Source organism: Novosphingobium sp. EMRT-2 (genome assembly GCF_005145025.1).
Classification (GTDB): domain Bacteria; phylum Pseudomonadota; class Alphaproteobacteria; order Sphingomonadales; family Sphingomonadaceae; genus Novosphingobium.
The window spans coordinates 2600725-2624907 of record NZ_CP039695.1; the positions used below are offsets into that span (position 1 = coordinate 2600725).

The 24183-nt window shown below is 67.4% G+C and carries 24 protein-coding genes; 18 read left to right on the plus strand and 6 right to left on the minus strand.

Annotated features, from left to right (window positions below; genetic code table 11):
* Window positions 1-75 precede the first annotated feature (75 nt).
* Both FA702_RS12765 and FA702_RS12770 read left to right on the plus strand, forming a co-directional pair.
* Window positions 76-570 (plus strand): COG3650 family protein, encoded by a 495-nt coding sequence (locus tag FA702_RS12765; RefSeq protein WP_136956449.1) that lies wholly within the window; start codon window positions 76-78, stop codon window positions 568-570.
* 397 nt (window positions 571-967) lie between these two features.
* Window positions 968-3280: a CDC48 family AAA ATPase gene (locus tag FA702_RS12770; protein WP_136956450.1), complete on the plus strand. Its 2313-nt coding sequence runs from the start codon at window positions 968-970 to the stop codon at window positions 3278-3280.
* A 59-nt stretch (window positions 3281-3339) separates the two neighbouring features.
* Here FA702_RS12770 and FA702_RS12775 read toward each other — a convergent pair whose 3' ends face one another.
* Window positions 3340-4689, minus strand: coding sequence for a sensor histidine kinase (locus tag FA702_RS12775; RefSeq protein WP_136956451.1), 1350 nt, complete (start codon window positions 4687-4689; stop codon window positions 3340-3342).
* Window positions 4690-4905: 216 nt separating this feature from the next.
* Between FA702_RS12775 and rpmH the strand changes: the two genes are divergently transcribed.
* The 8 genes from rpmH to dapE all read left to right on the plus strand — a co-directional run bounded on the left by rpmH (window position 4906) and on the right by dapE (window position 11176).
* The gene (rpmH, locus tag FA702_RS12780; protein ID WP_018075531.1) at window positions 4906-5040 is read left to right on the plus strand and encodes a 50S ribosomal protein L34; all 135 of its coding nucleotides are present in this window, start codon (window positions 4906-4908) and stop codon (window positions 5038-5040) included.
* 38 nt (window positions 5041-5078) lie between these two features.
* Complete coding sequence (gene rnpA / locus FA702_RS12785; protein WP_370385469.1) at window positions 5079-5510, plus strand: ribonuclease P protein component; 432 nt, start codon at window positions 5079-5081, stop codon at window positions 5508-5510.
* Complete coding sequence (yidD, locus tag FA702_RS12790) at window positions 5507-5719, plus strand: membrane protein insertion efficiency factor YidD (protein ID WP_124808139.1); 213 nt, start codon at window positions 5507-5509, stop codon at window positions 5717-5719. Before rnpA ends, yidD begins: the two co-directional genes overlap by 4 nt.
* Window positions 5720-5796: 77 nt before the next feature.
* Window positions 5797-7578, plus strand: a complete 1782-nt coding sequence (yidC, locus tag FA702_RS12795; protein WP_136956452.1) for a membrane protein insertase YidC — start codon at window positions 5797-5799, stop codon at window positions 7576-7578.
* Entirely contained in the window at window positions 7575-8243 is a 669-nt protein-coding gene (gene yihA, locus FA702_RS12800) for a ribosome biogenesis GTP-binding protein YihA/YsxC (protein ID WP_136956453.1), read from the plus strand. The genes yidC and yihA overlap by 4 nt, the downstream gene beginning before the upstream one ends.
* Before the next feature lie 282 nt (window positions 8244-8525).
* A complete protein-coding gene (locus FA702_RS12805; RefSeq protein ID WP_136956454.1) occupies window positions 8526-9110 on the plus strand; it encodes an outer membrane protein in 585 nt (194 codons plus the stop codon).
* Between the two features lie 206 nt (window positions 9111-9316).
* Window positions 9317-9997, plus strand: coding sequence for a glutathione S-transferase family protein (locus FA702_RS12810; RefSeq protein WP_136956455.1), 681 nt, complete (start codon window positions 9317-9319; stop codon window positions 9995-9997).
* 54 nt (window positions 9998-10051) lie between these two features.
* Entirely contained in the window at window positions 10052-11176 is a 1125-nt protein-coding gene (gene dapE, locus FA702_RS12815) for a succinyl-diaminopimelate desuccinylase (RefSeq protein ID WP_136956456.1), read from the plus strand.
* A 25-nt stretch (window positions 11177-11201) separates the two neighbouring features.
* Here the strand turns inward: dapE and FA702_RS12820 are convergent, their stop codons facing one another.
* From FA702_RS12820 to FA702_RS12830, 3 genes are read right to left on the minus strand one after another with little or no spacing between them, the layout of a single operon-like run.
* Window positions 11202-11801, minus strand: coding sequence for a Smr/MutS family protein (locus FA702_RS12820; protein WP_136956457.1), 600 nt, complete (start codon window positions 11799-11801; stop codon window positions 11202-11204).
* Window positions 11798-12976, minus strand: a complete 1179-nt coding sequence (locus tag FA702_RS12825; RefSeq protein ID WP_210417539.1) for a murein transglycosylase A — start codon at window positions 12974-12976, stop codon at window positions 11798-11800. The genes FA702_RS12820 and FA702_RS12825 overlap by 4 nt, the downstream gene beginning before the upstream one ends.
* Window positions 12977-12982: 6 nt before the next feature.
* On the minus strand, window positions 12983-13663 hold the full coding sequence (locus FA702_RS12830; protein WP_136956458.1) for a Tim44/TimA family putative adaptor protein: 681 nt from the start codon (window positions 13661-13663) through the stop codon (window positions 12983-12985).
* Window positions 13664-13933: 270 nt separating this feature from the next.
* Here FA702_RS12830 and secB point away from each other — a divergent pair, with 270 nt between their 5' ends.
* The 4 genes from secB (at window position 13934) to FA702_RS12850 (ending at window position 18032) form a co-directional block, all read left to right on the plus strand.
* Complete coding sequence (secB, locus tag FA702_RS12835; protein ID WP_124808147.1) at window positions 13934-14458, plus strand: protein-export chaperone SecB; 525 nt, start codon at window positions 13934-13936, stop codon at window positions 14456-14458.
* A gap of 53 nt (window positions 14459-14511) precedes the next feature.
* Window positions 14512-16083 (plus strand): murein biosynthesis integral membrane protein MurJ, encoded by a 1572-nt coding sequence (gene murJ, locus FA702_RS12840; protein WP_136956459.1) that lies wholly within the window; start codon window positions 14512-14514, stop codon window positions 16081-16083.
* A 10-nt stretch (window positions 16084-16093) separates the two neighbouring features.
* Entirely contained in the window at window positions 16094-17125 is a 1032-nt protein-coding gene (gene trpS, locus FA702_RS12845) for a tryptophan--tRNA ligase (RefSeq protein WP_136956460.1), read from the plus strand.
* Between the two features lie 190 nt (window positions 17126-17315).
* A complete protein-coding gene (locus FA702_RS12850; protein ID WP_136956461.1) occupies window positions 17316-18032 on the plus strand; it encodes a DUF4136 domain-containing protein in 717 nt (238 codons plus the stop codon).
* A gap of 37 nt (window positions 18033-18069) precedes the next feature.
* On the opposite strand, the gene FA702_RS12855 is transcribed toward FA702_RS12850, so the two are convergent.
* On the minus strand, window positions 18070-18729 hold the full coding sequence (locus FA702_RS12855; protein WP_136956462.1) for a YggS family pyridoxal phosphate-dependent enzyme: 660 nt from the start codon (window positions 18727-18729) through the stop codon (window positions 18070-18072).
* A gap of 22 nt (window positions 18730-18751) precedes the next feature.
* Between FA702_RS12855 and FA702_RS12860 the strand changes: the two genes are divergently transcribed.
* From FA702_RS12860 to FA702_RS12870, 3 genes are all read left to right on the plus strand, one after another.
* The gene (locus FA702_RS12860; RefSeq protein WP_255504563.1) at window positions 18752-19285 is read left to right on the plus strand and encodes a thiamine phosphate synthase; all 534 of its coding nucleotides are present in this window, start codon (window positions 18752-18754) and stop codon (window positions 19283-19285) included.
* Between the two features lie 84 nt (window positions 19286-19369).
* The gene (locus FA702_RS12865) at window positions 19370-21772 is read left to right on the plus strand and encodes a DNA translocase FtsK 4TM domain-containing protein (protein WP_136956464.1); all 2403 of its coding nucleotides are present in this window, start codon (window positions 19370-19372) and stop codon (window positions 21770-21772) included.
* A gap of 275 nt (window positions 21773-22047) precedes the next feature.
* Entirely contained in the window at window positions 22048-22473 is a 426-nt protein-coding gene (locus tag FA702_RS12870; RefSeq protein WP_255504564.1) for a hypothetical protein, read from the plus strand.
* On the opposite strand, the gene FA702_RS12875 is transcribed toward FA702_RS12870, so the two are convergent.
* Window positions 22436-22897, minus strand: coding sequence for an Lrp/AsnC family transcriptional regulator (locus tag FA702_RS12875; protein WP_136956465.1), 462 nt, complete (start codon window positions 22895-22897; stop codon window positions 22436-22438). The genes FA702_RS12870 and FA702_RS12875 overlap by 38 nt on opposite strands.
* A gap of 137 nt (window positions 22898-23034) precedes the next feature.
* Here FA702_RS12875 and ald point away from each other — a divergent pair, with 137 nt between their 5' ends.
* The gene (ald, locus tag FA702_RS12880; RefSeq protein ID WP_136956466.1) at window positions 23035-24150 is read left to right on the plus strand and encodes an alanine dehydrogenase; all 1116 of its coding nucleotides are present in this window, start codon (window positions 23035-23037) and stop codon (window positions 24148-24150) included.
* Window positions 24151-24183 lie beyond the last annotated feature (33 nt).

Here is a 24183-nt window from a genome sequence, read left to right on the forward strand (position 1 = left end):
CGGCTGGCTTGATCGCCGCTTTGCGGCTAGGTTCCGCGCCGTTCGTTCTGCGGCTGGGAAACTATGATCGGGTCCATGCGGCGCATCGGTAAGGCATTGTGGCTTGCGGGGCTGGCGGGCGCGCTGGTCGCGGGGTGCAAGGGTGCGGCCCCGGTGCCGGAAGACGATACCAGCCAGGGTGCCGGCACGGATACGGCTATCGCGGTTGCGTCACCCACCCCTGCGGTGGTGCCGACCGCCCGTTCCGGCTCCAACGCCGCCATGGGCCAGGCGCTTGCCCTGCCGGCCCGCCTGCGCGCCACGGGGACGGAGCCGTTCTGGGGGGCGGATGTCGAAGGCACCACCCTGACCTATTCCACGCCGGATTTTCCGGCCGGCGCGAAAATCACCGTGGCCCGGCGCGCCGGGCCGGATTTCGTCGAATTTACCGGCACGCTCGACGGCAAGCCGCTGACCTTGCGCGTTGTCGCGGGGCCTTGCAGCGATGGTATGTCCGATCGCGTCTATCCCTATGCGGTGACGCGCGAGATCGGCCCGGACATGGAGCGCGGCTGCGCGCGGGGGCGCTGAACGGGTAAGGGTGCGCTGCAGCATTGACGCGGATCGGCCTTTACCGATTAGGAATGCTATCGGTTTCTTTGCGGATGTTTGCGGAGCGGATGGAGATAAATCCATGCGAAACAAAGATGTTGTATTTTTTGCAAGCACAGTTGCCTGTTTCGCACTTGCACAATTTTCGTCAGCAAGGCATACGAAAACTGCCTTTCAGGCATCCTCTCCCAAAACTTTTTAGCCCGGTCGGTAACGGTCGGGCTTTTTTCTTGTCCATCGCCCGCGCAGCCGCGCGTTTGCGTTCCCGGCCGGCATTCGGTTGCTTTGCCTGCAACCGTTTCTCCCGTTCGGCGTTTGAAAAAGCATCGCCCGGTTCCTAGCTCTGGATCAGGCAATGTTTCGGACGGAAGGGGCCATGGCGGATATAGCGACACGCGAGGACACCAGGGTCGTGCGGCTTCAGGTCGCCGGCGCCCGGCAGGAGGAGAGCGGCCACGGCATCGCGCGGATCAGCCGCGCGGTGATGGGCCAGCTTGGCGTCACCGAAGGCGATGTTATCGAGATCACCGGCAAGCGCAGCACGGCCGCGCGGGCGATTCTGCCCTATCCCGAGGACGAGGGGCTGGAAGTGATCCGGCTTGACGGGTTGCAGCGCGCCAACGCCGATGTCGGATCGGGCGAACACGTCGAAGTGCGCAAGATCGAAACGCGCCCGGCGCAGCGCGTGGTTTTCGCCCCGGCGCAGCGCGATCTGCGGCTGCAGGGGCCGGCCATCGCGCTCAAGCGCAATTTCGCCGGTCGTCCGCTGGTGACCGGCGATCTCGTCGCTACGGCGGGGCAGCAACAGGTCAACCGCGGCGACATGCCGCCGCAACTGCGCCAGATGCTCAACGCGCCGGCCTTCGCGCTCACGCAGATCCGCCTCACCGTGGTGTCGACCGTGCCCAAGGGCGTGGTCCACATCGACGAGAACACCGAGGTCGAGCTGCGCGCCGAATACGAGGAGCCGCGCAGCAGCCGCGCCGACGTGAACTACGATGACGTGGGCGGCATGGGCGATACCATCCGCCAGTTGCGCGAGATGGTGGAACTGCCGCTGCGCTATCCTGAACTGTTCACCCGGCTGGGCGTCGATCCGCCGAAGGGCGTGCTGCTGCATGGCCCGCCGGGCACCGGCAAGACCCGGCTCGCCCGCGCCGTCGCCAATGAAAGCGATGCCAGCTTCTTCACCATCAACGGCCCGGAAATCATGGGCTCGGCTTATGGCGAGAGCGAGAAGCACTTGCGCGAGGTGTTCGAGGAGGCGACCCAGAACGCACCCTCGATCATCTTCATCGACGAGATCGATTCGATCGCGCCCAAGCGCAGCGAAGTGCATGGCGAGGCGGAGAAACGGCTGGTCGCGCAATTGCTGACCTTGATGGACGGGCTGCAGGCGCGGTCCAACCTGGTCGTCATCGCCGCGACCAACCGCCCCGACGCGATCGACGAGGCGCTGCGCCGGCCCGGCCGGTTCGACCGCGAGATCGTTGTTGGCGTGCCCGACGAGAGCGGCCGGCGCGAGATCCTGGGCATCCACACCCGCGGCATGCCGCTGGCGGAGGATGTCGATCTGCGCGAACTGGCGCGGACCACGCACGGTTTCGTCGGCGCCGACCTTGCCGCGCTGGCGCGCGAGGCGGCGATCGAGGCGGTGCGCCGGATCATGCCCCGGCTCGATTTCGATCAGCAGACGATCCCGCCCGAAGTGCTCGACGCGCTGCGCGTGGAGCGCGACGATTTCGTGCAGGCGCTCAAGCGCGTGCAGCCGAGCGCGATGCGTGAGGTCATGGTGCAGGCGCCCACGATCGGCTGGAGCGACATTGGCGGGCTGGACGAGGCGCAGGACAAGCTGCGCGAAGGCGTGGAACTGCCGCTGAAGACGCCCGAAGCGTTCCACCGTCTCGGCATCCGGCCGGCCAAGGGCTTCCTGCTCTATGGTCCGCCGGGCACCGGCAAGACCCTGCTTGCCAAGGCGGTCGCCAAGGAGGCGGAAGCGAACTTCATCGCCATCAAATCCTCCGACCTGCTCAGCAAGTGGTACGGCGAAAGCGAACAGCAGATCGCCAAGCTGTTTGCCCGCGCGCGGCAGGTGGCGCCCTGCGTGGTGTTCATCGACGAGATCGACAGCCTGGTTCCCGCGCGCGGCACCGGGGTGGGCGAACCGCAGGTGACGGCGCGCGTGGTCAACACCATTCTGGCCGAGATGGACGGGCTGGAGGAGTTGCAGTCGGTGGTGCTGATCGGCGCGACCAACCGGCCCAATCTGGTCGATCCGGCGCTGTTGCGGCCCGGTCGTTTCGACGAACTGGTCTATGTCGGCACGCCCGGCGTGGAAGGGCGTGCGCGCATCCTGCGCATCCACACCAAGGCGATGCCGCTGGCCGACGACGTCGATCTCGACCGTATCGCGGCGGAAACCGAACGTTTCACCGGAGCCGATCTGGAAGACGTGGTGCGCCGCGCCGGCCTGAACGCCATTCGCCGCGCGGGCGGCGGGGTGGAAACGGTCAACGCCGCCGACTTCGCCGATGCGCTCGAACATTCGCGCGCGACGGTGACGCCGGAGATGGAGGAAGACTACGCCCGGATGAAAGGCGAGCTGAAGAAGCGCGCGATGGAACCGGGGCCGCTGGGCTTCATCACGCCCGGCATGGTGCAGTCCACGCGCGAGGCCAAGCACGGGTAACCGGCCAAGCACTGTTAACCGGGAAGACGGCTTCCCCGCGTTGGGGAAGCCGCTCCTTTTCAGCTCAGCCGGGGAAAGTCGATCTCGACCACGATGCCGGCCGCCTCGAAGCGGCGCTCGATGGTGCCGCCGAGCTGGCGGGCCGAGCTGCGCATCAGCATTGATCCGAAGCCTTCGCGTTCCGGCTTGCCGCCTTCGGGCGGCGGCGGCGCGTTTTCGCTTTCCTCGCGCCAGACCACCCGCACGCGGCCGTCCACATCCTGCCAGCGCACTTCCAAAAGGCCCCCGGCGCGCGCCCACGCGCCATACTTGACGGCGTTGGTCACCATTTCGTGTAGCACCAGCCCCAGCGGCATGGCGTGTCGCCCGTCGATGGCCAGCGCGGGACCATCGAGCACGCAGCGTTCGCCGGAGGAGCGGTAGGGCGCGATCGTCTTGCCGATCAGGTCGGCCAGGTCGACTCGCGAATCGGCCTCCGCGCCTTCGCGGCCCTGTGTCACGTCGTGCGCGGTGACGAGGGCATGGATGCGCTTGCTGATCCGGTCCACCGCCGGCGCGGCAGCGGCATCGCCCCGCGCCGACATCTTCACCACCGCCAGAATCACCGCGAACAGGTTCTTGACGCGATGGTTCAGTTCCTTAGCGAGCAGGTCGGCACGGTCACGCGCCTCCGCGATCGCCTCGGCATTGGCGGCGGCGGCCTCGGCGCGGCTCATGCGCACCGTCTGCCACAGACCCAGCGCCAGCGCGCAGACGATCACCGCGAACAGCAGCGAAAGCAGCGGAACGATCCGCGCTTCGGTGCGCGCGGCGCGGTGGCTTGCATCCGCCAGCCTCGCCCGCTCCACCGTTTCCAGGCGTCCGACCGCCTCGCGCAGCCCGTCCATGGCGAGTTGCCCTTCGTCGCTGAGAATGCGTGCATGCGCCGCGGCGATCTCGCCTCTCGCCACCAGCGTCACGGTAGAGCCCATTTCGGCCCACTTGGCATCGCCCAGCCGCTCGATCTCGTCGACCAGTTCCGTCTGCTGTTGCGTGGCCTCCTCGCCCAGGCTGGACCGCACGCGCGCGATCTCCGTCTTGTAGGCCTTCTGTCCGCGCCAGTAAGGGGCGAGATAGCGCTTGTCATAGGTGATGAAATAGCCGCGCTGGGCGGTTTCGCCATTGAGCGTGGCGCCGACGACGCCATTGAGCGCGACCAGAACGGCCGAGGTGCGCGCGGCCTGGCTGCGCTGGATGCGTTCGGCCTCCACCGTCGCGAAGATCAGGATGAACGCCCCCAGCAGCGCCAGCGCGACCACGCCGAACAAGGCGAAGACCGACGTGCGCGGTGCATTGCGGCGCCATCTGCCACCGCCCGGCGGGGAGGTGATGCCGATCGGGGCGGTTTCCGGATTTGGCGCTGGATTCATGGACAGGGCCTAACGGAACGCGGATGGCGCTACAATAGCTGCCATGCTCCTTATATCATGGGGTGTGGGCAGGCCATGGATGCTGCTGCCCGTGGCCATGATGCGCGGGAATGCTTGACGCGCGGGCCGCGCTTGCGTATCGGCCGCCCTCTGATTCCGGCCCGTCGCTTGCGGCGGCGGTGTCCTTTTGCAGATTCGAGCGAGAAGAGTTTAGCGATGAAGCGCACTTTCCAGCCCAGCCGCCTCGTGCGTGCCCGCCGTCACGGTTTCCGCGCCCGCACCGCCACTGTCGGTGGTCGCAAGGTGCTGCGCGCGCGCCGCGCCCGCGGCCGCAAGAACCTTTCGGCCTGATCGCCGACCGGACTTGCGCGGACGGCGTCCGGGCTGACGTGCCCGGTCCGCTCTCTCCGCGCAAGCAGCCCGCAACGCTGGCGAAGCGTGCGGATTTCCTGGCAGCCAATCGCGGAATCCGGGTCGCAAGGCCCGGATTCGTGCTGTTGGTGAACCCCGTCTCACACCCCGAAGGGGCGATGCGGTTCGGCGTCACGGTCACCAAGAAGATCGGCAACGCGGTTGTCCGCAACCGCATGAAGCGCCGGTTCCGCGAACTGCTGCGCGAAGCGCTTCCCGCCATCGGCGTGCCCGGCGCGGACCACGTGCTGATCGGCCGCGAAGGCGGGGTCGAGCGCGATTTCGCGCTGCTGCGGCAGGAACTGGCGCAGGCGCTGGTACGGGCCGCCGCCGGCAAGGGCGATCCGCCGCGCCGGCGCTCCAGGGGCGCTGGTGGCAAAGCAACGGGCGGCAAAGAGCGCCGGTCATGATGAAACGCCTGCTCATCCTGATCGCGCGGGGCTGGCAGCTTGGCCCTTCGCGCGTGCTTCCGCCCTCCTGCCGCTACATGCCGTCCTGCTCGCAATACGCGATCGAGGCGGTCGAGAAGCACGGCGCGATTAGGGGTGGCTGGCTGGCGACGAAGCGGCTATTGCGCTGCCACCCTTGGGGCGGCCACGGCTACGATCCGGTGCCCTGAGACGTGATGTTCCGGCGGTCGCATGGTCCACCGGGCATCTTCCTGCAAGGCAAGCAAAGACAAGAACGCGAGGCAGAGTGGAAAATCAGCGCAATCTGATCTGGGCGGTGGCGCTCACGGCCCTGCTGCTGCTCGGCTGGGATCTCGGCACGCGGTATTTCTTCCCGCAGCCGGCCAAGCCCGTCGCCAGCGCCAGCGCGTCCCCGGCGCCGGCCGGCGCGGATGCGCGCCCCGCCAAGCCGACGCGCGAAGGTGGCCTGCTCAATCCCGCCGACGTCGCGCTGGAAAAGCAGGACCTCAAGCTCGCGCTTGCCTCGCCGCAGCGCGTTGCGATCGACGCGCCGGGCGTCAAGGGCTCGATTAACCTTGTCGGCGGCGTGCTGGATGACCTGACGCTCAACAAGTATCGCGAGACCATCGCCAAGGACAGCGCCTCGGTCCGCCTGTTCTCGCCCGCCGGCACGCCGGCGCAGCATTTCGCGCAGTTCGGCTGGGTCGGGCAGGGCGTGCAGGCCCCGGATGCCAACACGGTCTGGCAGGCGGACGGCCAGAAGCTGACGCAGCAGACCCCGGTCACGCTCAAGTGGACCAACCCGACAGGGCAGACCTTCGCGATCCGTTACGCGATCGACGACGCCTATATGGTGACGGCGACGCAGACGGTGGCCAACGCCGGCGGTGCGCCGGTGGTGGTGCGGCCCTTCGCACTGGTCAACCGGACAGACCGCACCGCCAGCCTCGATACCTGGAACGTGCATTCCGGGCCGATCGGCGCGTTCGATGGATCGGTCGATTTTAGCAACAATTACAAGGATGTGATCGGCACGGGCACGGTCACGCCCAAGGGCAAGCCGAATTGGATCGGCTTTACCGACATCTACTGGCTGTCCGCGCTGATCCCTGATGCGGGCGCGCAGGCGCAGGGCGATTTCCGCGCGCTGGGCGATGGCCTGTTCCGCGCCGACCTGCTCTACAATCCGGTCACCGTCGCGGCGGGCCAGCAGGCCAGCCAGACTGTGCGCCTGTTCGCCGGCGCCAAGGAAAACGCCACGCTCGAACGCTATGAGAAGGCGGGGATCACCAATCTGTCGCTGTCGATCGACTGGGGCTGGTTCCGCTGGTTCGAAAAGCCGATCTTCTGGCTGCTCGACGCGCTGTTCCGCACGGTCGGCAACTTTGGCGTGGCGATCATTCTGCTCACGCTGATCGTGCGCGGCATGATGTTCCCGGTGGCGCAGCGCCAGTTCGCCTCGATGGCGGCGATGCGCGCGATCCAGCCGAAGATGAAGGCGATCCAGGAACGCTTCAAGGACGACAAGCAGAAGCAGCAGCAGGAAATCATGGCCCTGTACAAGCAGGAGGGCGTGAATCCGCTTGCCGGCTGCCTGCCGATCTTCCTGCAGATTCCAGTGTTCTTCGCGCTGTACAAGGTGCTGGTGCTGACCATCGAAATGCGCCACCAGCCGTTCGTGCTGTGGATCAAGGACTTGTCCTCGCCCGATCCGCTGCACGTGCTGAACCTGTTCGGCCTGCTGCCGTTCGATCCGCCCAGCTTCCTGGGCATCGGCGTGCTCGCGATCCTGCTCGGCATCACCATGTGGCTGCAGTTCAAGCTGCAGCCGGCGGCGATGGACCCGGCGCAGCAGCAGGTGATGGGCATGATGCCGTGGATCATGATGTTCGTGATGGCCCCGTTCGCGGCGGGCCTGCTGATCTACTGGATCACCTCCAACCTGCTCACCATCGCGCAGCAGAAGTACCTCTACAGCCGCCACCCGCAGCTGAAGGCGCAGGCATCGAAAGACCAGCAGGACATCGACCGCGCCACCGCGCGCGACAAGAAGCCGAAGGCGCGGTGAGCGAACCGGCACTCTCGCCCGAGGAGCAGGCAGCCCGCGCGGACCTTCTGGAACGCGCGCGGTTGCTGTTTGCCGGGCGGGTGGACTTCCTGAAGTCCGCCCCGGCGCTCAAGTTCCTGCCCGATCCCGAAGTACCGGAGATCGCCTTTGCCGGGCGGTCCAACGTCGGCAAGTCCTCGCTGCTCAACGCGCTGACCGGCCGCAAGTCGATCGCGCGCACCTCGGTCACGCCGGGGCGCACGCAGGAACTCAATTTCTTCGAAGTGGGTGAACCCACACGCCTGCGGCTCGTCGACATGCCGGGCTACGGCTTCGCCAAGGCCCCGCCCAAGGTGGTGGAGCAATGGCGGCGGCTGGTGCGCGATTACCTGCGTGGCCGCGTGGTGCTGAAGCGCACGCTGCTGCTGATCGACAGCCGCCATGGCGTGAAGCCGGTCGATGACGAGATGATGCAGATGCTCGACGAGGCGGGCGTGGGCTATCGCGTGGTGCTGACCAAGGCGGACAAGATCAAGGCCACCGATCTCGCGCAAGTGCTGGCCGCTACGCAGGCGGCGGCGCGCAAGCGCACGGCGGCCTACCCGCAGGTGCTGGTCACCTCGTCCGAGCTGAAGCTCGGCATCGAGGACCTGCGCGCGGCCGTTCTGGAAGATTCCGAAATCTGAACGTGGGCCATGCGTCCCCAGCGGACGCGGTAGGGTGCCCTTCCCGTCCCGGTGTGTGGCGGTGATCGCGCGCGGGCGGCTGCGACACTTGCAAAATGCGCACAGGCGATTTTTTCTCGCTCCGCCGGGTTGACCGCCTGTCCCGGCTTCGTCGCAAACCCGTCAAGTTCGGGAAAGGTCGAACATCTTCTTCGACCTAATGCCAATCCCAATCGCCTGCGCCCGCACTACATGGGCCGCCGAGACGCTGAGCTACGCGCCTCGTCTTGCAGGAGATTGAATATGAGGACTTTTCTTGTTTCCGCCGCGGCTGCCGCACTGGCCATCGGGCTGGCCGCTCCGGCCTCGGCCGAACCCTTCAATGGACCTTTCGTGGGCGTGCAGGCCGGCTGGAACCAGGACAAGATCGGCGGGATCAACACCGATGTCGGCGCCGTGGGCGTGAACGGCAAGAAGGATTCCTTCGAGCTGGGCGGTTTCATCGGCTATGACCACAAGATCAACCCGAAGGTCGTCGTCGGCGCCGAGGCGGGCATCAACTGGGGCATCCAGGACAACGTCTATGGTCCGGGCGTGACCATCGATCCGAAGCGCTCGATCGATCTGACCGTCCGCGCGGGCTACCTCGTCAACGACAAGACGCTGGTCTATGCCCGCGGCGGCTATTCCAGCATCCGCGCCCGCACCTATCTGGCCAATGCCAACGCGGGCGAAGACCGTGACGCATGGGTCGTCGGTGGCGGCGTGGAACGCGCGCTGACGCCGCATTTCTCGACCCGGCTCGAATACCGCTACAACGATGCGAGCCAGGGCACCGGCAAGTGGGACCGTCATCAGGTCCTGGCCGGCGTGGCCTATCGCTTCTGAACACCTCCCGGAAGCGTCTTGCGGGGCGCTTCCGGGTCCTCTTCCGCGAAGGCTGGTTCGCGTGCATGAAAAGGCCGGGCCGCATTGGGCGATCCGGCTTTCTCATTGTTCGCAACGGATAATTACGCCTGTCAAACCCGCCCCCGTTCATGCTCGACAGGCCCAGCATGAACGGTTACGCCCTCCGCAGGTGCGAAAGGGCGGCCATGAAGCTCATCATCGGGAACAAGAACTATTCGAGCTGGTCGCTGCGGGGCTGGCTGGCCTGCAAGCAATCGGGCCTGGCGTTCGAGGAAATCACGGTACCGCTCTATGGCGAGGACTGGGACGAGGCCCGCAAGGCCGAGGATCTCGCGCCTTCTTCGGGCAAGGTGCCGATCCTGTGGGACGGGGACGGGCCGGATGGCGCGGTGGTGTGGGACAGCCTGGCCATCATCGAATACCTGGCCGACAAGGTGGGGCGCGAACGGTTCTGGCCCCGCGCGGACGATGCGCGGGCCATGGCGCGGTCGATGGTCGCCGAAATGCATTCCAGCTATCTGCCGCTGCGCCGCCAACTGCCGATGAACATCCGCAAGCGGATGCAGGGTGTGGCCGTGACCGACGAAGTGCGGGCGGACATCGTGCGCATCCTCACCCTGTGGGCCGAAGCGCGGGCGCGTTTCGGCAAGGGCGGGCCGTTCCTGTTCGGCACGTTCAGCGCGGCCGACATCATCTATGCGCCGGTCGTTTCGCGCTTCCTCAGCTATGGCGTGCCGGTGCCCGGCTTCGCCGTGGCCTATATGCAGGCGATCTGGGATCACGAATGGGTCCGGGCCTGGGTGGCCGCGGCCAGCGAGGAGGAATGGACGATCGAACAGTTCGACGGGCCATCGGCCGCCGCGTGATTGTGGATGGTTCCCGGCTCGCCAAGCGCGCGGCCATCGCGTAAGGCCGCGACGATGACCACTGATCCCGTCCTTCTCGCCGAACGGCTGATCGAATGCCCCAGCGTCACCCCGGCCGCCGGGCTGGTGTTCGATGCGCTTCAGGCGATGCTCGAACCTTTGGGCTTCGCGGTGCACCGCTTCATCGCGGGCGATCCGCCGGACGGGCCGGTGGAAAACCTCTTCGCGATCCGCCACGGGCCGCCGGGCAGCCGCCACTTCGCGTTTGCGGGCCATGTCGACGTAGTGCCGCCGGGCGAGGGCTGGAGCAGCGCGCCGTTCGTGGCGGAACGGCGCGGCGATCTGCTTTACGGGCGCGGGGCGGTGGACATGAAAGGCTCGATCGCCGCGATGGTGGCCGCCGTGGCCGCGATTCCGGCCGAGGCCGGCACGATCAGCTTCATCATCACCGGGGACGAGGAAGGCCCGGCGCGCTTCGGCACCGTGGCCCTGATCGAACACATGAACGCGGTGGGCGCGCGGCCTGATCTCTGCCTGGTGGGTGAGCCGACCTCGGTTCACCGGCTGGGCGATACGGTGAAGATCGGCCGGCGCGGATCGGTCAACCTGTGGCTGACGGCGCGTGGGGCGCAAGGCCACGTCGCCTATCCCCATCTCGCCGACAACCCCTGCCCGCGCCTGGTGGCGATGCTGGCCGAGCTGGACGCGCTGGTGCTGGACGAGGGCAGCGACTGGTTCCAGCCTTCCAACCTCGAGATTACCGACATCACCGTGGGCAACCCGGCGACCAACGTCATCCCGGCGCAGGCCACCGCGCGGCTCTCGATCCGGTTCAACGATCTCCATTCGGGCGAGGAACTGGTTGGCCGGGTCCGTGCCATCGGCGAACGGCACCGCGTCGAAGTTCATGCGGTGATCTCGGGCGAGAGCTTCATCACGCTGCCCGGCGCGTTCTCGGCGCTGCTGACCGATGCGATCGCGGCGGAAACCGGTCTCACGCCCGAGCTTTCCACCAGCGGGGGTACGTCCGACGCGCGGTTCCTGCGCGCGGTCTGCCCGGTGATCGAATTCGGCCTGTGCAACGCGACGATGCACAAGACGGACGAGGCGGTGGCGATGGAAGACCTGGCCGTGCTGACCCGCATCTACGACCGCGTGGTGCGCGCGGCGCTGGCCTAACTACCGAACCTGACTGGCCACGGCCTTACCGCGCGCGGCGCAGGACGATATAGACCGCGCCGCTGCCGCCGTGGCGCTGTTGCGCGGGGCGGACGGCGGCGATCCTGTCGGCATAGGGGCTGGCCGCCAGCCAGTCGAGCAGCTTGGCGCGGATCGCCCCGCGCCGTTCGCCGCGTCCGTCGGTGCTGTGGAAGCCGTGGTCGTCGCGCGGCCGGTGCTTGCCCGCGACCAGCAGGATCACGCGCGCGCCCATCGCCAGTGCCTGCCCCACGCCGTTGACGAGTCGGCCATGCGCCGCGTCCAGCCCCATGCCGTGCAGGTCGATCGTCACGTCGGGATCGATCGTGCCGCGCGCCAGCTTGCGATCCCAGCTCGAATCGAGCCCGTTGCGGGTCGGCGGCGGGGGAGCGGCTGCCGGTGCCGGAGCCGGAACGGGCCGGGGCGGAGGCACACGGCCTTTCGGCTTCCGGACCGGTGCGGGCGACGCGGGAACGGGCGTGTCCGCCGCTGCCGGCGATGGCGATGGCGGTGGCGCGCGCCGGGCGGGATGGAGCGGCGTGACCGTTTCGGCCACCTTGCGCCAGAGCGCGGCTTCTTCGGGCGACAGGCCGCGCGGCGGTTTCATCGGCGCCCCAGCCGCTCCAGCGTGCCGCGCGGCAGCAGCAGCAATGCCTCGCCATGCGCGCTCATGCCGCCGGCAAGGACGGCGGCATCCGCTCCGGCACCCCAGAAGCTGTCGAAGCGGTTCGCGCCCCGGATCGCGCCGCCGGTGTCCTGCGCCACCCACAGGCCGTTGGTTTCCGGCCGGTCGGTACGGAGCCACACCGGCGCGCCCAGCGGGACGAAGGCCGGATCGGCGGCGAGCGTGGTCCTGCCGCGGATCGGCACGGACAGCGCGCCGACCGGGCCGGGGCCGGTGAGTTCGCGGAAGAAGATCCAGCTCGCGTTCTGGCGCATCAGCGCATGGCCTTCGGCGGGGTGATCGCGCAGGTACTGAACGATGCCCTGCATCGATCCGGGGTATTGACCCGGTCCGGTTCCGATCAGGCCGCGATCGCGCATCAGCGATCCGATGCCGGTGTAATCCAGCCCGTTTTGTCCGGCATAACCCAGCCGGATGACGGAGCCGTCGGGCGCGCGCAGCCGCCCCGATCCCTGAATCTGGAGGAAGAAGAACGCGACCGGATCGGCTACCCAGGCCACTTCCAGCCCCTTACCCGCCAGTGCGCCATCCTCGATTTCGGCGCGGCTGTAATAGGGCACGAACCGCCCGGTCTCGTCATAGCGGCCCTTGGGCTGCAGCCCGTCGGGCAGGGGCGGAGCATCGCCAGGCCTTGCGCGGACAAGGTCTGGCGGAAGGCCATAGACCGCGACGTCGAATCCCGGCTGGCGCGTGCGCACCCCCGCGATTTCCGGCTCAAAATAGCCGGTGACGAACGCCGATCCGTCGGAGACCTTCGCGGTCTCGAAGAAGGTTGCGAAGAAGCGCCGCGCGTCGGCGGCGGGCCAGCCGGCGGCGGCGTTGCAGGCGTCCGACCAGTCCTGCGGGCGGGTGAGCCCGCTGGTGTCGGACCGGGCAACAAGGCGCGGGCAACTGGTGACGAAGGCCGCCAGCGCGTCCGACGCTCTCCCCGCGTCCATGCCCAGCGATCCGGGGCGGGGACCGGGGGCGAGGACGGACGAGGCGGCCGTGGTTGCGACCGGCGGCACGGCGGTTGGGCCTGTTCCCGGGATCAGCCGCACGCACCCGCTCAGCAGGGCCAGTGCCAGAAGCAGGCCCGCCGTGCGGCGCCGCAGCATGGGAAATTACCCTTCGTCGGTTTCGTCGAGCAGCCAGTCCGGGTCGCGCGAGGTCAGGTCGCGCGAGAACGTCCAAACATCGCGGCTTTCGATCGCGTCATCGAGCGATCCGGCCACCACCACGCCATCGGCATTGCGGGTCACCGACGCGATATCCGCGGTGAAGCGGACCGTGATGCGGGCAACCGGCGCGTCGAACGATGCGGCGACGATCTTCGCTTCCTCGATTCGGATCAGGCGCGAATCGAGAGTCTCGCCAGCGGCGATGCGCGCGTCGATCGCGGCGGCGAAGCCTTCGTACACATCGCGGTCGCACAACTGGCCGAGCGCTTCCTTGTCGCCGCGCCAGAACGCTTCCAGCACCATGCCATAAGCGCCGCGCGCACCAACCAGGAACAGACCGACATCGAACCGCCGGTCGGCGCCGATAATGGCGCGGATGCCAGCCTCCGCCGATTGATCGAATCCGGTGAATTCAACGGGTTGCGCCGTCTGAGGACGCAGGGCGACCGCCGCCTTTTCCGGCAGCTTGGGCGCCAGCGCGCGCGGCGCGCTGGACGGATCGGGCTGTTCCACACGGCGGCGCAGCGGTTCCTCGTTCTGTTCCGGACGGCGCCCCAGCACCGAATAGAGCCGGAGGCCGAGGAAAGCCGCGATCATCGCCAGAATGACAATTTCAACAACCACACTCATTGTCCCAAGAAGCGGGCGCCGGGAGCCATGTCTCTCCGACACCGGATCATCGTGCCTCAAATAGGTACGAATTACAAATGAACAACATATGGACGACCAGCCGTTTCCATCGCGCGGTCGTTTTCGTGAAAGGGGTGTCACACGCCTGCAACGCCGCTTTCGCGCGGTTCGCAACGTCTCTATCCCGGCCCGGATTGCCGCGCCAGCGCCATGATGCTACGCGCCCGCCGGAAAGAACCGCAATTCTTGCAGGAAAGCACGGACATGGCCGACGAAGGCAACATCATCAGCGATCTGAACCTCGGCCAGCCGGCCCCGAACGGCGAGGATACCGCGCCGGCGATCGGGCTGATCTCGCAATACGTGAAGGATCTTTCGGTCGAAAATCCGAACGCGCCGGAAAGCTACCAGTGGACGGACGCGCCGGATATCCAGATCGAATTCAACATCGGCGCGCGCAGCATCGCGCAGGACGTCCATGAGATCGAACTGAAGATCAACGTGACGTCGAAGGGCGCGCAGGGCACCGCGTTCCTGGTGGAACTGTCCTATGGCGGCCTGATCGGCATGCGCAACGTGCCCGATGATCAGGCGCATCCGTTCCTGTACGCGGAAGGCCCGCGCATCCTGTTCCCCTTCGCCCGCCGCATCATCGCCGATGCCGTGCGCGATGCCGGCTATCCGCCGCTGATGCTGGAGCCGATCGACTTCAACGGGCTCTATCTCCAGCAGCTTTCGCAGCGCCAGGCCGAGGAAGCCGGCGCGGGCGATCCGGTCGGCAACGCCTGATCCGGCGCGTGCCGGTCGGTCGGGCGGAGCCCTGAAGCGGCCATGACAAGGCCATGAACCTCCTCAAGGCCACCGGCACCATCGGCGGGCTCACGCTCGCCAGCCGCGTGCTCGGGCTGGTGCGCGACAGTCTGTTCGCGCGCTATATCGGCGCCAGCTTCGCGTCGGACGCGTTTCTGGTCGCGTTCCGCCTGCCCAACATGTTCCGCGCGCTGTTTGCGGAAGGCGCCTTCGCCTCGGCGTTCATCCCGATGTTCAACCAGAAGGTTGGCGATCCGGAAGGTGCCGGCCTGCGGGACGGGCTGGACTTCGCCGAACAGGCGCTGGCGGTCCTGCTGCCGGTGCTGCTGTTCATGACCGTGCTGCTGGAAGTGTTCGCCTGGCCGGTCACGTTCCTGCTGTCGGGCAAGTTCAACGGGGTCAGTCCCGATCAGTTCGCCTTCGCGGTGCAGCTTTCGCGGATTACGATCCCCTACCTGATGCTGATCAGCCTGGTTTCGCTGTTCGGCGGCATTCTCAATTCGCTGCACAAGTTCTGGGTCAACGCCGCCGCGCCGATCCTGCTGAACCTGACGCTGATCGCCGCGCTGCTGCTGTTCCATTCGCACGATCCGCTGGTGACCGCGCGCAACCAGGCGATCGCGGTTTCGGTTTCGGGCCTGCTCCAGCTGCTGTGGCTCGCGTGGGCCTGCCGCCAGAACGGCGTCAGCCTGCGGTTGCGCCTGCCGCGCCTGAACCCCGACGTGAAGCGGCTGATGGCGCTGATCTGGCCGGCCGCCGCCGGGGCGGGCGCGGTGCAGATCAACCTCGTGATCTCGACCGCGCTGGCCGCCTCGCTGCTGGCCCACGGTTCGGTGACGTACATCTACATGGCGGACCGGCTGAACCAGTTGCCGCTGGGGCTGATCGGCATCGGCCTTGGCACCGTGCTGCTGCCCACCATTTCGCGCCAGCTTGGCGCGGGCGCGGAAGCGGAGGCGATGGAAACGCAGAACCGGGGCATGGAGCTGGCGCTGCTGCTGACGCTGCCGGCCACGGTCGCGCTGGTGGTCAGCGGTGAGCCGATCGCGGCGGCGCTGTTCGGATACGGCCGCTATACGGCGGAGGACACGCACTTCACCGCGCAGGCGCTGGCGGCCTTCTCGATCGGTCTGCCGAGCTACATCCTGGTCAAGGTGCTGACGCCCGGCTTCTATGCCAGGCAGGATACGAAGACACCCGTCCGCTATGCCACCCTGTCGATGGTGGTCAACCTGGTCGGCAACCTCCTGCTGATCGTGCCGCTGAAGCATATCGGGCCGCCGCTGGCGACGGCGCTGGCGTCCACCGTCAACGTCTGGCTGCTCTATCGCACGCTGGTCGCGCGCGGGCATTTCGCCGCCGACGCGCGGTTGCGGCGGCGGGCACCACGGCTGGCGCTGGCGGCACTGGCGATGGGCGTGGTGCTGTGGCTGACGCAGGACGCGCTGACGCCCTACGTGCATGGGACGTGGATCGTGCGCTGCCTGGCGCTGGCCGCACTGGTTTCGGCGGGCGGCGTGGTCTATGGGCTCGCCACCGTCCTGCTCGGGGCATTCTCGAAGGACGACCTGCGGCTTCTCCTGCGGCGCAGGCGCACCACATAAGGCACGTTCCATGCGTATCGTTTCCGGCATCCAACCCACGGGCAATCTCCATCTCGGCAATTACCTGGGTGCGATCCGGAACTGGGTGCGGATGCAGGACGAATGGACCGCCAAAGGCGCGACCTGCCTCTATTTCCTGGCCGACCTCCACGCCATTTCCATGCCGCACACCCCGGCGGAACTCGCCTCGAACACGCGCGAGATGGTCGCTGCGCTGGTTTCCTGCGGGATCGATCCGGACCGGTCGATCCTGTTCAACCAGGCGCAGGTGCCCCAGCATGCCGAACTGCAATGGCTGCTGAATGGCACCGCGCGGATGGGCTGGCTGAACCGCATGACGCAGTGGAAGGACAAGGCCGGCAAGAATCGCGAAGGCGCGTCGGTCGCGCTGTTCACCTATCCGGTGCTGCAGGCGGCGGACGTGCTGCTCTACCAGGCGACGCACGTTCCGGTGGGCGAAGACCAGAAGCAGCACCTCGAACTGGCGCGCGACGTGGCGCAGAAGTTCAACAACGACTTCGCGCCAAAGGACGAAAATGGGGAAGAAGCGCCCGTGTTCACCCTGCCTGAGCCGATCATCCCGCCCGAAGCGGCACGGATCATGAGCCTGCGCGATGGTTCGGCCAAGATGTCCAAATCCGATCCTTCGGACATGAGCCGCATCAACCTGACCGACGACGCCGACGCGATCATGCAGAAGGTGAAGAAGGCTCGGACCGACCCGGAACCGCTGCCCGGCGAGGTCGAAGGGCTGGCCGGGCGCGCGGAGGCGGCGAACCTCGTGGGCATCTACGCGACGATGGCCGGCGTCACCGCCGCCGATGTCCTGCGCGATTTCGCGGGGCAGGGCTTCGGCGCGTTCAAGCCGGCGCTGGGCGAACTGCTGGTCGAGAAGCTGGCGCCGATGGCGGCCCGCTACCGCGAACTGCGCGAGGATCGCGCGGCGCTCGACGCCATCCTGCGCAAGGGCGCGGATAAGGCGCGGGCGCTGGCGGTGCCGACCCTGGACGCGGCCTACGCGGCGCTGGGACTGGTTCGGTAAGGGTTGCGGACCGGTGCCTGTCCCGTGACGGAACAGGAACCGGTCCGGACCATAGGTTTCCCGCCGGTCACGAAATGTTTCAGCGCCATTCAACGCGCATTCAGCACCTCCCGGCTATAGGGATGTCGTGCTAAGACAGGTGCGTCCGCCTGAACCGGGGCAGCCGGGCCGCTCACAGGAGTCGCGTTGAATGAACAAGAATACCAAGCGGAATCGCGGACTTGCCTTGGTTGCCGTGCCGCTGCTTCTCGCCAGTCTGGGAGGCTGCGCATCGACCTTTGACGCCAAGGTCTCCCGTTTCCAGAGCCAGCTGCCTGCCCCCGCCGGACAGACGTTCGCGATCGTTGCCGAAAACCCGCGCAACCAGGGCGGTCTGGAGTTCTCGCAATATGCCTCGCTGGTCGGAGCGCAACTGCAGAAGGTGGGCTATGTGCCCGCCGCCAGCCCCGAGAATGCCGACCTGATCGTCCACTTCGACTATGGCGTCGATCAGGGGCGTGATCGCGTGCGTACCACCGGCGTCGGCCCCGATCCGTTCTGGGGGCCGTGGTACGGCGGCTATGGTCCGGGCTTCTGGGGCCGTGGCGGCTTTTACGGTGGCGGCGGTTTCTATGGCCGTCGCGGGTGGGGTTACGGCTGGTACGATCCGTTCTTCTGGGGCGGCGGCTACAACTCTGTCGATGTGGTGACCGTCTATACCAGCGGGATCGACCTCAAGATCGACAGCCGCGCCGATGGCAAGCGCCTGTTCGAGGGCAAGGCCGAGGCAGCCTCGCAATCGAACCGTCTGCCCTATCTGGTGCCGAACCTGGTCGAAGCGATGTTCACCGATTTCCCCGGCCACAACGGCGAAACGCTGCGCATCTCGGTCGCGCCCGAGAAGAAGACGGTCAAGCAGGTCAAGTAACCGGCTGGCCCTTCCCGCCCGCGCGGGGAGGGCCGCCTTATCGCGCGCCGAACAGCGCGCTGCCGATGCGCACGTGCGTTGCGCCCAGCAGGATCGCGGTCTCGAAATCGTCGCTCATGCCCATCGAGCGGCCGGGAAGGCCGTGGTCTTCCGCGAGCTTGTCGAGCAGCGCGAAGAACGGGACGGGTTCGATCCCTGCCGGCGGCACGCACATCAGCCCGGCCAGCGGCAGATCGGCCGCCCGCGCCTCGGCCAGCAGCGCCGGCAGGTCGGCGATCGCGCAGCCGCCTTTCTGCTCCTCTTCCCCGATATTGACCTGCACGAAGCAGGGCAGCCGCCGGCCGACCTTGTCCATCGCCTTCGCCAATGCGGAGACGAGGCTTGGCCGGTCGAGCGAGTGGATGCAGTCGAACAGCCGCACCGCGTCCTCGGCCTTGTTCGACTGAAGCTGGCCGACAAGGTGCAGCGCGATTGCGGGATGCGCCTCGCGGAGCGCGGGCCACTTGGCCTGCGCTTCCTGCACCCGGTTTTCGCCGAACACGGTCTGTCCCTGCGCGATCAGCGGCAGGATCGCCTCGGCCGGCTTGGTCTTGGAAATGGCGACGAGCGTGACCTCGCCCGCCGGACGCCCGGCGATTCGTTCGGCCTGGGCGATGCGGGCGCGGATGTCTTCAAGCGGAGTGGCTGGCTGGCTCATGGCGGGGTGCTATAGCGCGCGCATGGCGAAGCGCTACCCCGTCCTCAGGCTCCTGCTGCTCAGCGATGCGCGCAACGATGCCACGCTGGAGCACTCGCTGGCCCGCCTGCCGCGCGGAAGCGGGCTGGTGTTCCGGCATTACCACCTCGCACCGGCGGCGCGGCGCGCGCGATTCGACGCGTTGCGGCGGCTGTGCCGGCGGCACGGCCACACCATCTTCCTGTCCGGCGCGGCGGTGGAGGCGCGGGCGTGGGGCGCGGACGGGGCCTATGCCGCGCCAGCGCGTCTGGGCCGGCGCACCGGTGGCCTGCGGCTGGCGACCGCGCATGATCTGGCGGAACTGCGCCGCGCGGCCGGGGCAGGGGCGGACGCGGTCTTGCTCTCTCCCGTCTTCGCGACGCGCAGCCACCCCGGCGCGCCCGTGCTGGGACCGGTCCGGTTCCAGTTGCTCGCGGCGCTGTCGGGCGTGCCGGTGATCGCGCTTGGCGGGCTGAACCGGCGGCGGGCGCGGCGTTTGCGCAGCCACGGCTGGGCCGCCATCGACGGCCTTTCGTGATCGCGGGACTCGCTGGATTCCCTTGGATTCTTGACGGTGACTCCCCTTCCGGCGCATGATGGGGCGAAAGGGACAAGGGTCATCATGGCATCTCGTGCAATCATTCCGGGGCGGGCCGGCATTCCAGGACGGGCGGGCGCGGATTGGCGCGCGGTTCTGCGCCGCAGCCTGCGTCGCAGCCTGGAACTGATCGGCGGCACCGCGCTGTTCGCGCTGATGCTGTTCCTGGCGCTGGCGCTGGCAAGCTACACGCAGACCGACCCTTCGGGCAGCACCGCGGCCGGCGGACCGGTCGAAAACTGGATGGGGTTGCCCGGCGCCTGGGCGGCGGAGCGCGTGCTGATGCTGTTCGGCGCCGCTTCGGTGCTGCTGCTGCCGCTGCTGTTCGTGTTTGCGCGCCGGCTGTGGGAAGCGGCCGGCGACCTGATCGAGGTGGACGAGGACGAAGACCTCGCGCCCGATCCGGGCTGGTGGCGGCCGACGGGCCTGCTGATGGTGGCGATGGTGCTGATCGGCACGATGCTGGCGCTGACCTTCACCGCGCCGCGGTTCGGCCTGCCCGCCGGCATGGGCGGCCTGACCGGCCTGATCGGCGCGGCGGCGGTGCGCGGCATCGCCCACCTTGCCGGGCCTGCCGAGGGTTGGGTCATTCTTCCCGTCGCGCTCGTTTCGCTCTGCGTCGGCGCGCTGATCGCGGGGCGCGTGTTCGCGTTCGACTGGGCGCGCATGTTCCGCCTGCCGCGTCTGCTGCCGGCCCGTGCACCGCAGGCGGCGGAAGGTGCGGATGCCCCGGCAACGCCCGCTTCCAGAAAGGAAAAGGCCGAACGGCGCGAGGCGTCCACGGTCACGCCATCGACCCCGCTGGACGTCGAAACCGCGACCGCGCCGCGCCGGCCGACCGAAATCACCGATCCCTCGCGCACGACCGTGCCCGCCGCCTTCAACGCCAAGGCGCGGCAGGGCGATCTGTTCTCGGAATACGAGCTGCCGGGGCTTGATCTGCTGGTCGAAGCGCCGGCCAGTGCGCAGCCGAAGATCGACAAGCTGGCGCTGGAACGTAACGCGCGCCTGCTCGAGAACGTGCTCGACGATTTCAATGTGAAGGGCGAGATCACCGCCGTCCGCACCGGGCCGGTGGTGACGATGTACGAACTGGAGCCGGCACCCGGCATCAAGGCCAGCCGCGTGATCGGCCTGGCGGACGACATCGCCCGCAACATGAGCGCGATTTCGGCGCGTGTGTCCTCGATCCCCGGGCGCACCGTGATGGGCATCGAGCTGCCCAACGCCGTGCGCGACATGGTCTCGTTCCGCGAAATCGTGGCCTGCGACCGGTTCGTCGACGCCAAGGCGCTGCTGCCGATCATCCTGGGCAAGGACATTGCGGGCGAACCGGTGGTGGCCGATCTGGCCACCATGCCGCACTTGCTGGTGGCCGGCACCACCGGCTCAGGCAAGTCGGTCGGCCTCAACTGTATCCTGCTCTCGTTGCTCTACCGGCTCACGCCGCAGCAGTGCCGCCTGATCCTCGTTGATCCCAAGGTGCTGGAACTCAAGAGCTACGACGACATTCCGCACCTGCTCTCGCCCGTGGTGACCGAGCCGGCCAAGGCCGTGCGCGCGCTGAAGTGGGCGGTCGAGGAGATGGAGCGGCGCTATCGCATGATGTCCTCGGTGGGCGTGCGCAACCTGACCGGCTTCAACGAGAAGGTCCGCACCGCCGAAGCCAAGGGCAAGCCGCTGGGCCGGCGCATCCAGGTGGGCTTCGATCCCGATACCGGCGAGGAACTGTTCGAGGAGCAGCAGCTCGATTACAAGACGCTGCCGCAGATCGTGGTCATCGTCGACGAGCTGGCCGACCTGATGGTCACCGTCGGCAAGGAAATCGAAGTGCTGATCCAGCGGCTTTCGCAGAAGAGCCGCGCCGCCGGCATCCACCTGATCATGGCGACTCAGCGCCCGTCGGTGGACGTCATCACCGGCGTCATCAAGGCCAACCTGCCCACGCGCATCAGCTTCGCCGTCACCAGCCGCATCGACAGCCGCACCATCCTGGGCGAACAGGGCGCCGAACAGCTGCTGGGCAAGGGCGACATGCTCTACAAGCCCAACACCGACCCGATCAAGCGCGTCCATGGCCCGTTCGTGTCGGACGAGGAAGTGGAACGCGTGGCCGACCACTGGCGCGCGCAGGGATCGCCCGAATACGTCGATTCGGTGACCGAGGAACCGGAAGACGGCGGCTTCGGCTTCGACGACATCGATGCCGCGTCCGACAATCCGGAAGACCGCAAGTACCGGCAGGTCTGCCAGCTGGTGTTCGAAAGCCAGAAGGCCTCGGCAAGCTGGATCCAGCGCCAGATGGGCGTGGGCTACAACACCGCGTCGAAATGGATCGAGCGGATGGAAGCCGACGGTCTGGTAGGCCCCGCCAACCACGTCGGCCGGCGCGAAATCTACCGCGATCGCGACGGCAACCCGCTGTAGAACCGGACTCTATCGTTCGCCATCGTCATTGCGAGGGGCGAAGCCCCGTGGCAATCCAGAGCCGAACCCGACACCCTGGATTGCTTCGCTAGCGCTCGCAATGACGACGTTATCAGGTTCCCGGTATTGACGCCGGGGTCTGAGCGCGACTGCCAGCATTTAAGCGAGTCTTAAAGGTTTCTCCGTATTTACCCTGACACGTGCGGCGAAGTCCGTTGGTCGTTGGGGGGCGGTCGCAAGGGATAACGCACGTCGTCGAAAGGCGAGTGGTTGTCATGGAAGCTCTGACCCAGTGCTGGTTCACCCGCGTTCACCAGCCCGAACGCAAGCGCCATCGCGAAGCCGACGGTTCCGTCAGCAGCCTGTGCCGGCATTGCCATCGCCCGATCACCAGTTGGAACCGCCTGAACTGGTTTCTCGCCGGTGGCTTCAACGTCACGCGGCTGGCGGAAACCGCGGCGCGCTTCATCACCGTGCTCGACCGCGAGGACGACTATATCGTCGCCCGCTATCCCGTGGCACATTTGCCGAACGAAGCGGCGGTCGATGCCTTCAAGCTGCAGTTGCGCGAACAACACGGGATGAACGAGCCGGGCAGTTCGCTGGTGCTCGTCGACAGTGGCCGCAAGAAGCGGGGGCGCAAGGCAGCGCCGCCGGCCGATGTCAGCGATGCGGAACCGGATAGCCCGCAAAGCGCTTGATCTGCCGCAGCGAGAAGCTGGACCGCATCGCCGAAACGCCGGGCAACCGGGCCAGGCAATCGCGATGGATGCGGTCGTACTGGGCGAGATCGGCGGCGGCGACGCGCAGCAGGTAGTCGGCCGATCCCGACATCAGGTGGCATTCGAGAATGTCGTCGAAATCGCCCACCGCCCGCTCGAAGCGGTCCATGGCCTCGCGGCTCTGGCTGGTCAGCGTGATCTCGACGAAGACGAGCATGGTCAGCCCCAGCCGGGCCGGATCGATGCGCGCGCTGTAGCCGGAGATGATCCCCTGCGCCTGAAGGGCATGGATGCGCCGGTGGCAGGCGGAGGGCGAGAGGGCGGTCGCTTCCGCCAGGTCCGCGATGGATCGTGACGAATCGCGCTGAAGCGCTTCAATCAGGGCGATGTCCGCTCGATCCATGCGAAAATTTCCCACGCAAGGGCTGTAAAACGGGAAATATCATTATTGTCGACGGTTCGGAAGATACATTCTGGTGAAACTTTCTGCGCGTTCCGGCGTAATCTTTGCGGGACTTTCGACCCTGCGGGAGAACTCCGATGCGCGTAGGCACCGTCCGCGAAATCAAGAATCACGAATACCGCGTCGGCCTGACGCCCGAGAGCGTGCGCGAACTCGCCGCCCATGGCCACGATGTCTGGGTGGAACAGGGCGCGGGTCTGGGCATCGGCGCCACCGACCGCGATTACGAGGCGGCCGGAGCGGTGATCCAGCCCGATGCCCGCGCGGTGTTCGAGGGCTGCGAAATGATCGTGAAGGTCAAGGAACCGCAGGCGATCGAACGCGCGATGCTGCGCGAAGGGCAGATCCTCTACACCTACCTGCACCTTGCCCCCGATCCCGAACAGACCGCCGATCTGGTGCGCTCGGGCGTGACCGCGATCGCCTACGAGACGGTGACGGGGGCGGGCAACACGCTGCCGCTGCTCAAGCCGATGAGCCAGGTGGCCGGGCGCATGGCGATCCAGGCCGGCGCCACCGCGCTGGAAAAGGCGCATGGCGGGCGCGGCGTGCTGCTGGGCGGCGTGCCGGGGGTGATGCCGGGCAAGGTCGCGGTGATCGGCGGTGGCGTGGTCGGCTTCAACGCGGCGCAGATGGCGGTGGGGCTGGGCGCGGACGTGACCATTCTCGATCGCGATCCCGAAGCGCTCGAACGGCTGGGAATCCATTTCGAAAGCCGCGCCAAGACCCGTTTCTCCAACACGGCCAACCTCGCCGAAAGCGTGGCCGAGGCCGACCTCGTGATCGGCGCGGTGTTGATCCCCGGCGCGGCCGCGCCCAAGCTGGTGACGCGCGCCATGCTCGCGACGATGAAGCCCGGCGCGGTGCTGGTGGACGTGGCGATCGACCAGGGCGGTTGCTTCGAGACCAGCCACGCCACGACCCATGCCGAGCCGACCTATCTGGTGGACGGCATCGTCCACTATTGCGTGGCCAACATGCCTGGCGCGGTCGCGCGGACCAGCACCTATGCGCTGAACAACGTGACCCTGCCCCATGCGCTGCGCATTGCCGACCTCGGCTGGCGCGCGGCGCTGCGCGCCGATCCCCACCTTGCCGCCGGGCTGAACGTGCATGCCGGCAAGGTCACGTTCGAGGCCGTGGCGCGCGAACTGGGTTACGAATTCGTTTCTTCGGCCGAAATTCTTCACTGAGTTAACGCCCTTATAACGTCATGGGCTTAGGCT